This is a genomic window from Thomasclavelia sp. (assembly GCF_047249845.1).
GTDB lineage: Bacteria > Bacillota_I > Bacilli_A > Erysipelotrichales > Coprobacillaceae > Thomasclavelia.
On record NZ_JBKTWO010000070.1, the window covers coordinates 1 to 8,977 of the forward strand.

The 8,977-nt window shown below is 28.5% G+C and carries 5 protein-coding genes; 2 read left to right on the forward strand and 3 right to left on the reverse strand.

The features are described 5' to 3' along the window. From ACLR9T_RS12695 to ACLR9T_RS12705, 3 genes are all read right to left on the reverse strand, one after another. Nucleotides 1–3,763: family 20 glycosylhydrolase (locus ACLR9T_RS12695; protein ID WP_413109873.1), on the reverse strand; the 3,763-nt coding region annotated here is incomplete at its 3' end. 1,043 nt (nt 3,764–4,806) lie between these two features. Next, a complete protein-coding gene (locus ACLR9T_RS12700) occupies nt 4,807–6,216 on the reverse strand; it encodes an amidophosphoribosyltransferase (protein ID WP_413109874.1) in 1,410 nt (469 codons plus the stop codon). Nucleotides 6,217–6,341: 125 nt separating this feature from the next. Then, nucleotides 6,342–6,728: a hypothetical protein gene (locus ACLR9T_RS12705; RefSeq protein WP_413109875.1), complete on the reverse strand. Its 387-nt coding sequence runs from the start codon at nt 6,726–6,728 to the stop codon at nt 6,342–6,344. 269 nt (nt 6,729–6,997) lie between these two features. On the opposite strand from ACLR9T_RS12705, the gene ACLR9T_RS12710 reads away from it, so the two are divergent. Both ACLR9T_RS12710 and ACLR9T_RS12715 read left to right on the forward strand, forming a co-directional pair. Then, on the forward strand, nt 6,998–7,900 hold the full coding sequence (locus ACLR9T_RS12710; protein ID WP_413109876.1) for a helix-turn-helix transcriptional regulator: 903 nt from the start codon (nt 6,998–7,000) through the stop codon (nt 7,898–7,900). Between the two features lie 238 nt (nt 7,901–8,138). Next, nucleotides 8,139–8,630, forward strand: coding sequence for a cysteine hydrolase family protein (locus tag ACLR9T_RS12715; protein ID WP_413109877.1), 492 nt, complete (start codon nt 8,139–8,141; stop codon nt 8,628–8,630). Nucleotides 8,631–8,977: the final 347 nt, after the last annotated feature.

The following is an 8,977-nucleotide window of genomic DNA, read 5'->3' on the forward strand; positions in this document are numbered from 1 at the left end:
ATGCTGCTTTGAATTCATCAGCTACTACTGGTACTAATTTATCTAACTGTTCTTGTGTTACTTCTTTAGCCATATCAATTGCAATTGATAATGCTGTTTTATCTGCAGCTTTTTTCAACACTAAATTATTAATTGCATTTTCAAGCGCTTTAGTAACTTCATCTACCTCTAATTGATTGTAAATATCTAACCAATCTCTTCTTTCATTTATATCTTCTGCATCCTTAAGTACTGACATTACTTCAAAAAAGTCAACATAATCATCTGGATCCAATGATTTAGCTTTTTCAAATACAGCATCAAATGCACTTAAATCTAATTCTTTATTCCAATCACCATCATAAATTTCATATAAGAAAGATCTAATTGCTTTAGTCATGGCATCAACTTCAGCTTGTGAAACATCAGGGTCTGCCACTAATTTATTTCCTTCTGTTATAAATTCATTTAATTTGGCAATTGCCTCATCCATGAACATAAAACCTTCATTTTCTAATTCCCATTGGCATTCTTCTATCCAATCTTCAAGTTCAGATTTATCTGCCTCACCAATGTATACTGCAGCAGCTATAGCATCTTGAATTGCTTTAGCCATAGCATCAACTTCTGTTTGATATCTAATATCTAGGCCTCTTTCTACATTGTTAATAGCTTCTTGGATAGCTTCTACACCTTGCCAGTCTTCTGGTTTATTAATATATTTTTCAGCTTGTTTTATAGCATCATCAACTTTTTGATAATCAGCACTTTTATATTTCAAATTATTTACGGTTTCATCTAATGCTATTTTCATATCATCTAGTTCTTTTTGTGTTGCATCAGGATTTTTTAATAACAATTCAGCTTCTTCAATAATTTCATTTAAAGCATCTATACTTTCCTGCGTATATAAACTTGTATCATATGTTTTTACAGTCTCTAACATTTCTCTTAGAGATGCTTTTTCTGTATCCTTAAGTTCTAGATTAAAGATAGCTTCTTCAATTGCTTGAGCTATTGCATCAACTGTTTCTTGTTCTGTAATATTATAATCATATCGTACTAATGATAAAGCTGCTTCTACTTCACTAAAATCTTTATATTTATCAACTTCTAAAGCATTTGCTTTTTCTACCATAGCATTCAATATATTATAATCGGCACTCTTATAAACTAAACTTCCCATTACATTATGTAATGTTTCTTCCATCTTATCTAAATCTTCTTGAACTGCATCAATATCTTTTAATATTTCTTCTACTTCTTTAATAACATTATTTAATGCATCTACACTTTCTTGTACATATAAGTTTGTATCAATTGCTTTTGCTTGTTTTAATGCTGCTCTTAGAGGTTTTTTATTGACTAAATTTCCCTCAGCATTATCCGTATGTTGTACATTTTCATAATCATAAATAATTTCATTAATTATATCTGTGTAGAAACCATCTTTTTGATAATTTTCTTTATTTGCATTAATAGCATCTAATTTTGCATACAAATTATCAATATTTTCTTGAACCCCTCTGTTATCAGGTTCAATACTATCTAAAGCTACTTCAAGTTCATTAATAACTTGATTCAAATCATTTTCATTGTAATTAATAACAACATTTGTTTTAATTTCTTCACGTGGTGAACCAAGTGTAAACATCAATCTTTCTAATTCTTCATAAGACATTGTTTTTTCATCATTATCACATTTTGCTCCCCATGTAATATAAGAGAATGTAGCATAACGAGGGAATAATGTTCTATTTAAAACAGGTCCTGAAACACCACCTAAAATATCTGACCAGATAGGGAACATTTGTCCTAATGATTTATCTTTATTTTCTTTTAAAATCTCATCTTGTGCATAACTACTAGAGCTTACAGAATAATTATATCTTGTAAACTTTTCATACATTTCTTTAGGAAATGGATTTCTTACTGACTCTTTACGTTGTTGATACCATAAATTATGATAATTAGTTGAAGAACTTGACATTACATTATAACCTGCTGCTGCCCCAGTACTTCCTTTAGCAGATTGACGCCAGCTTCCTGCCCAAATATCAATTATAATACGTTTATCTAACTCAACATTTCCATTAAGACGAGCAGCATCATTCCACATGATAACTTTTAGCCCTTCATCAAGTAATGATCCAGCAACTTCATTAAAAAGCAGTTTCATACCATCATATTCTGTACTATTAGCTATTCCAGTTTCTTCACTTGCCCATTTTGCAATATCTTTAGAAACAGATGAAGAAGCTATATCAAAATATTCATCTCCACCGACATGAATTGTACTTGCATTAAAATATTGTGCTGCTTCTTTATAAATACTCTTAATATATTCTCGAACATCAGCATTTGTGAAATTTAACACAGCCGAAACACCTGATACTCCATCTCCTAGAAGCCAATCATTCTTACCTGCATTTCTAAACATATCTACTTCCATTTCACTATGACCTGGATAATCTACTTCTGGAATGATTTCGATATTAAATTTTTTTGCATAAGCAACTAGTTCTTTAGCATCTTCTTTTGTATAATAATAACCTTCTTTATCTGTTAATTCTGGGGCGATTTCAGATTCCCAACGAATACCTTCACTATCTTTTAAACGAAGCTGCAATTTATTTTGCTTGTAATAAGCCATTTGCTCCATTTGTTCTTTTAACCAATCAACAGAATAGAAAGTTCTTGCAGTATCGATTTGAAATCCTCTTGTTCTTTGATCTGTATAATCCTTTACAGTTCCTGCAGTTAATTGATTTCTTTGTGCAAATGCTTGTAATAATGTCATTGTTCCATTTTGAATACCCTCTATATAATCTGAATAAACAATAACTTTATCACTAGTGATATCAATTTGATATGTATCTACTTCGTTATAGATAACTTTATCTGTTTCTGGTAAAGAGAAAGTAACTGGTTGGTTTACAACAACTATTCCTTCTCCATCTTTAGCATTTGTAATTTGCTTTATAGTATAATTTTCAATAATTCCTTTATTAACCATACTTTCAGCTAAATATCTAGTTTTTTCCTGACTAAATTCATCAGTAGAAAAAACCTGATTTGTGACATCTAACTTAAAATTTGTATCATAATCATCTACTTCAAATGATTGAATTGCTGGTATTGTTGCTGGAAATTCACTAATAGCAGTGTTATATTGAACTCGTGGTGCTTCTGATAAAGCTACAGTTTCACCTTTTGTAATCTCAACATCATCTATATAAAAAGCCCCTGAATCTTTACCATTTTTTTGATTCATACAATATGCAAAAATATAAAATTCATTTGTATGTGAACCAGTAGTAATAGTATTAGAAATTTCTACCCAATTTTCCTCATCTTTTGTAGAGTTTTCAGTTTTAGCAACACCAAGATTCCAAGGAGAATCACCATTGCCATCAATATCCACAACTCCTACTTCAAAACGAACTCCAGTTGTATTTAATACCTTTACCTTAACAGTATATTCTGTATTTGGCTTAGCATTACGAACTGTAATAGTTGCGCTTCCTTTACCAAGATTGTATTGCCATTTAGGTACATCCACTTCATTTTCTGGTTTTTCTGTCCCAACTTTAATAGAATAATCACCATCAAATGATCTTTCATTTGTCCTTTTTGCTTTATACAATTGTATTTCATTTTCATCAATTTCTTCTTCAAATGAAGGATTAGCAATAACTGCATTATTATCAGCTCTGATTTGAGCTACATTAACTGACATTACCATTAATGCAGACAATATAATTGGTAATATTTTCTTTTTCATGTATACGTTTCCCCTTTCATATTTTTAATAATATTAAAATTAATCAATTTACTCTAATCATTTCACCCCTCTACAAATATATTTTTTTATTAAGCACTAAAAGACAAGACTAAAAAGCCCCATTTCTTAGTGCCTTTTGGTCTTGCCTACTTAAAGTAACAATCCTATCATATAAAGTTTTTACTTTTAAATATTTACTCATCAAGTAAAAAGTCTTTATACTATATAATATTATAAAGATTCTTTTTGCTTTTTCACCACCCATTATTAATTAAAAAAGTGTAGTTTTCATAAAATTATTAAACTTTTTAAAAGCCTTTAAATCCATTAGTTATTATAATACTATTTGATTGTTTAAAAAAATGTGTAAATACCCTTCAATGTTTTATTTGTATATCTATATCCTAAACTTCGATACTTTACTGTTTTTTAAATACAAATTATACAATAATATCCAGCAAGCAATTTTTTAGTATTCTTATTTTTATTAATCCTTTACAGCCTTTTATTTAACAAAAAATAAGCAATATTCTAAAAAGACTATAATCAAAAAATACCAATTCAAAATGAAAGTTTACCATAACTTGATTATCATTATTATGATATGCAGATAAAATATTTATCATCTATCTTTTATGTACTGATCGATTAAAATTACGTTATTAACTACAGTATAATTTACTATTTCAAAAGGATATCAACTAAAAATTCGATTTAATACTGAATCACAAAATATTCTCACCAGCTACTCTATTTAAAAACTACCCATTAAACTTATATATGAATATTGACAATATAATTAACCATAAAAATAAAACTCTTTCCTCCTGCTTTGTAATAATAATTAATTTAAAAAGAAATTTTTTTAATATATTATACATAATTATTAATTTCTAAATTAAAAAGACTGTAAAAATACAGGATTCTTTCTTACTTTAGGGTAAATGTAAAAAAGAGATTTCTTATGCTACCGATAAAATATAGCAGCTTTTGAAATCTCTTATTTTTAATTCCCCATTATCGAGTAAGGATCAGACACTGTCCTAATCTTCTTTACCGTCCCAGCAATATGTACATAATTTACATTTTTCTAAACCTATTGCTTCAATCATATCATCTAAACGATGATAACGAAGCGAAGTGAATTTAGAGCGTTTTCTAATCTCTTCACACATATTTTTATATCTATCACTATCAGGATCAGCATACTCTTTTAATACTTCATCACTGACATTATCACCTTCAAGTTTTTGAATTACACGGCGAGTTATTAAATCTAGTTCTGAACTAGAACGTGAGAAATTTAAATACTTACATCCAAACATAATTGGTGGACAAGCGGGACGTACATGTACTTCCTTCGCTCCACTTTCATATAAAAATTCTGTTGTTTCTCCTAATTGAGTCCCTCGTACAATTGAATCATCAATTAAAAGAAGTTTTTTATCTTTGATCAATTCTTGTACCGGAATTAGTTTCATTTTAGCAATCATATTCCGTTGACTTTGACTCGTCGGCATAAATGAACGTGGCCACGTAGGTGTATATTTAATAAACGGTCTTGCATATGGTATCCCTGATGCATTTGAATATCCAACTGCATGAGCAATCCCTGAATCAGGTACACCAGCCACACTATCTGATTGAACATCATCACGACTTGCTAATAAATTCCCACAACGATTACGCATACACTCAACATTTACTCCTTCATATGTTGATGTAGGATAACCATAATATACCCATAAGAATGAACAAATTTTCATCTTATCACCAGGTCCCTGTTTGACTTCAATTTTACTTGGTGTCATATATACGATTTCTCCAGGGCCAAGATCACGATAATGATGATAGCCTAGATTTAAAAAGGCGCTACTTTCAAATGTTGCACAATAACCTGTTGATTTTTCACCAATGATTACTGGTGTCCTTCCTAATTTATCTCTTGCTGCATAAATTCCTTCTGATGTTAATAATAAGATACTCATCGAACCTTTAATTATTTCTTGAGCATGTTTGATTCCTTCAACAATACTTCCTTTTTGACTTATTAAAGCAGCTACTAATTCAGTTGGATTTATTTCTCCAGAACTCATTTCTAAAAAATGTGTTGCTCCGCTAGCAAAACATTCATCTTTTAATTGTTCTAAATTATTTATTCTACCTACTGTTGTAATCGCAAATGAACCAACATGTGACTTTACTAATAATGGTTGCGCCTCATTATCAGAAATACATCCAATCCCTAAATTTCCTTTAAATTCTTCAATATCTTTTTCAAATTTAGTTCTAAAAGGTGAGTTTTGAATATTATGAATCGCTCTTTGAAATCCATTATTACCATGAACTGTCATCCCAGCTCGTCTTGTCCCTAAATGTGAATGATAATCTACCCCAAAGAACAAATCTAATACACAGCTCTCTTTTGATGCTACACCAAAAAATCCACTCATTTTTTATTCCTCCTAATATTACATCCCTATTGTATATTATTTATAACAAATTTCCTATAATAAATAAAAATTTCGTCAAATTATTTCCTTGGAAATATAAAAAAACCAGTATAATACAATACCGGCTATACAAATACACTTCTATTTAAACTCTCATCAACATATTTAATTAAACATTTAATTACATTATTCAAGCCATCAGCTTTCTTTAATAACGGCTTTGTAATCTTGCGTTCTAAATACTCCTGGTCACCATAATATACCTTCATATTGGCAACTTCTTCACTATTATCTACATTATCAAGCTCATCAAATTCAGCAACCTCTAGATTACAAAAAATTTGATAAACTAAATTACGGTCAATTTCATAATTAGTTTCTTTTATTTTATCACCAATATGTTCATACTCCGTTCGTACTAAATACCGGGTATTTTCTTTTAATAATGTAATTATGATATGATCTTGATCTTTGGCTTTAATTAAAAAGGAAATTAATTTACGTCCTGACAATTTGAATCCTCCTTTTATAATAATATATGTATAATCATAACAATTATACCCTCAATAATTATTTTTAAACTTTTAATACAATTATTAAATAAAGCTAAAATATAAACACTGAAATATTTATAAAAGAGAATTAAATAGATAATTATTTAACATAAAGTATCTAAAAATAATGTAATGCATTTTAATATTAGCTGACAAATATTAAAAAATATAATTTAAACATGACTGTTAATCTAAAGTTATGTATAATCAGCAAGAGGTGGTACTTTATGAAAGAAAATAGATATTTTCAAATGATTTATCTTTTACTAGAAAAAGGCAATATGACAGCTCCAGAACTAGCTGAACATTTCGAAGTATCGGTAAGAACTATTTATAGAGATATTGATATATTAAGTTCTGCTGGTATACCTATATATGCAACCCAGGGCAAAGGCGGTGGTATATCTATTCAAAATAATTTTGTACTTAATAAATCTATTCTTAGCGAGAAAGAACAAGAACAGATTCTCATAGCTTTACAAGGAAGTAGAGTAATAGAAGAAGATAGTACAAATACACTTTTATTGAAACTAGGTAGTATGTTTCAACAGGAAAATATAAATTGGTTTGAATTTGATTTTTCAAGTTGGACAAAAACCGGAGCTAACAAAGAAACTTTTCATATATTACAAAGTGCTATTTTTAAAAGTAAGCAAGTTTCATTTTATTATTATAACGGTAAAGGTGAAGCCATCAAACGAGTAGTTGAACCACTTAAACTTGTTTTTAAATCCTATGATTGGTATTTATATGCATTTTGCTCTATGAGACATGACTACCGTTTTTTTAAATTAACGCGTATTAGAGATTTAAAAATGACAGATGATAGATATATCCGTACTATACCAGATGAAATTTTTACAAGAGCAGAAAAATTTGAAATGAAAATGATTAAAGTAACACTATTATTTGATAAAGATATGTCAGTTCAAGTTTATGAGAAGTTTAATGATGAGGTAACAAAAACTTCAGATGGTAACTTATTAGTTGAAACACTCATGCCAGATAATGAACTGTTATTTAGTTATATTCTTTCTTATGGAGATAAGGTAGAGGTGATTGCTCCTCAAAAAATTCGTGATATTATATCAAAAAGAGCTAAAAAAATTTTAGAAAAATATAAAACCTGACACAGCGTTGCAAGTTATATATGATATTCTGATATTAACATATTAGTTGCAAACTTTATGTATAAAAAATAATCTACTCTAGATATAAAATCAAAATTCGAAGATAAGAAAAGCAAGATGATACAAAATCTACTACCTTCCAATTTTGATAAAATACAAATAATAAAGTTTAATTAAGACCAAGCAATAAATATGTTAATTATTGAGGAATTTCAAATTATAAGGAGGAGTATATATAATGGAAAAAGCTTTAATAGTCATAGATATTCAAAATGATATAACAAAGAATTACAAGGAAATAATTGATAATATAAATAAATCAATAGAGTGGGCAGTCAAAAACAATATTCACGTTGTTTATATAAGACACTATAATCTGTCAGCTGGAACAAGAACTTTTAAACCTGATACATATGGATCTAAATTGGTTTCAGATTTAAAAATAGCTTCAAATAATATTTTCATAAAATCAAAAGGAAATGCTTTAACTAGTGAAAATTTCCTAGATTTTATAAATAAAAATAAAATATCTGAGTTCTATATAACAAGAGCAGATGCTGTTGCTTGTGTTAAATCAACCACATATAATTTACGTAAGGCTAACTATAAAGTTAATGTCTTATCTGATTGTATTACTAGTTATAATAAAAAGAAAATTAATGAAATGCTCCATTATTATGAAGATAAAGGTTGCAAGCTGATTAATTTAAATGATTTACCTAATTTATAAGCAATAAAAGCACATGAGTGGTTTTTAATGTACATTATACTAAAATAAGTCAAACAAAGTAATAATACAAATTTTCTATAGCTTCTTTTACTAGAAATGATAAAAAATTTAGATTTAATGAAGGACACGTGTTTTCTAAAAAATAATTATATGAAAATATATGAGATTTTTCATATGTATAGTGTGATCTTATATCATTTGTATGAAAACTCAGAAAAAAATCAAGATAAATTCTAATAGTCCAAAATACATAATTACTATTTAGAATATTAGATATAATTATTTAGAATCGAATCATAACCACGCCTAAAAGACGTGGTATGCACTCGCCCTGTAAGGGCATGCTG

Excerpts from the sequence above, each read along its gene's own strand:
- ACLR9T_RS12700 (WP_413109874.1), bottom strand. The coding sequence starts at position 6,216 with ATGAGTGGATTTTTTGGTGTAGCATCAAAAGAGAGCTGTGTATTAGAT.
- ACLR9T_RS12710 (WP_413109876.1), top strand. The coding sequence starts at position 6,998 with ATGAAAGAAAATAGATATTTTCAAATGATTTATCTTTTACTAGAAAAA.
- ACLR9T_RS12715 (WP_413109877.1), top strand. The coding sequence starts at position 8,139 with ATGGAAAAAGCTTTAATAGTCATAGATATTCAAAATGATATAACAAAG.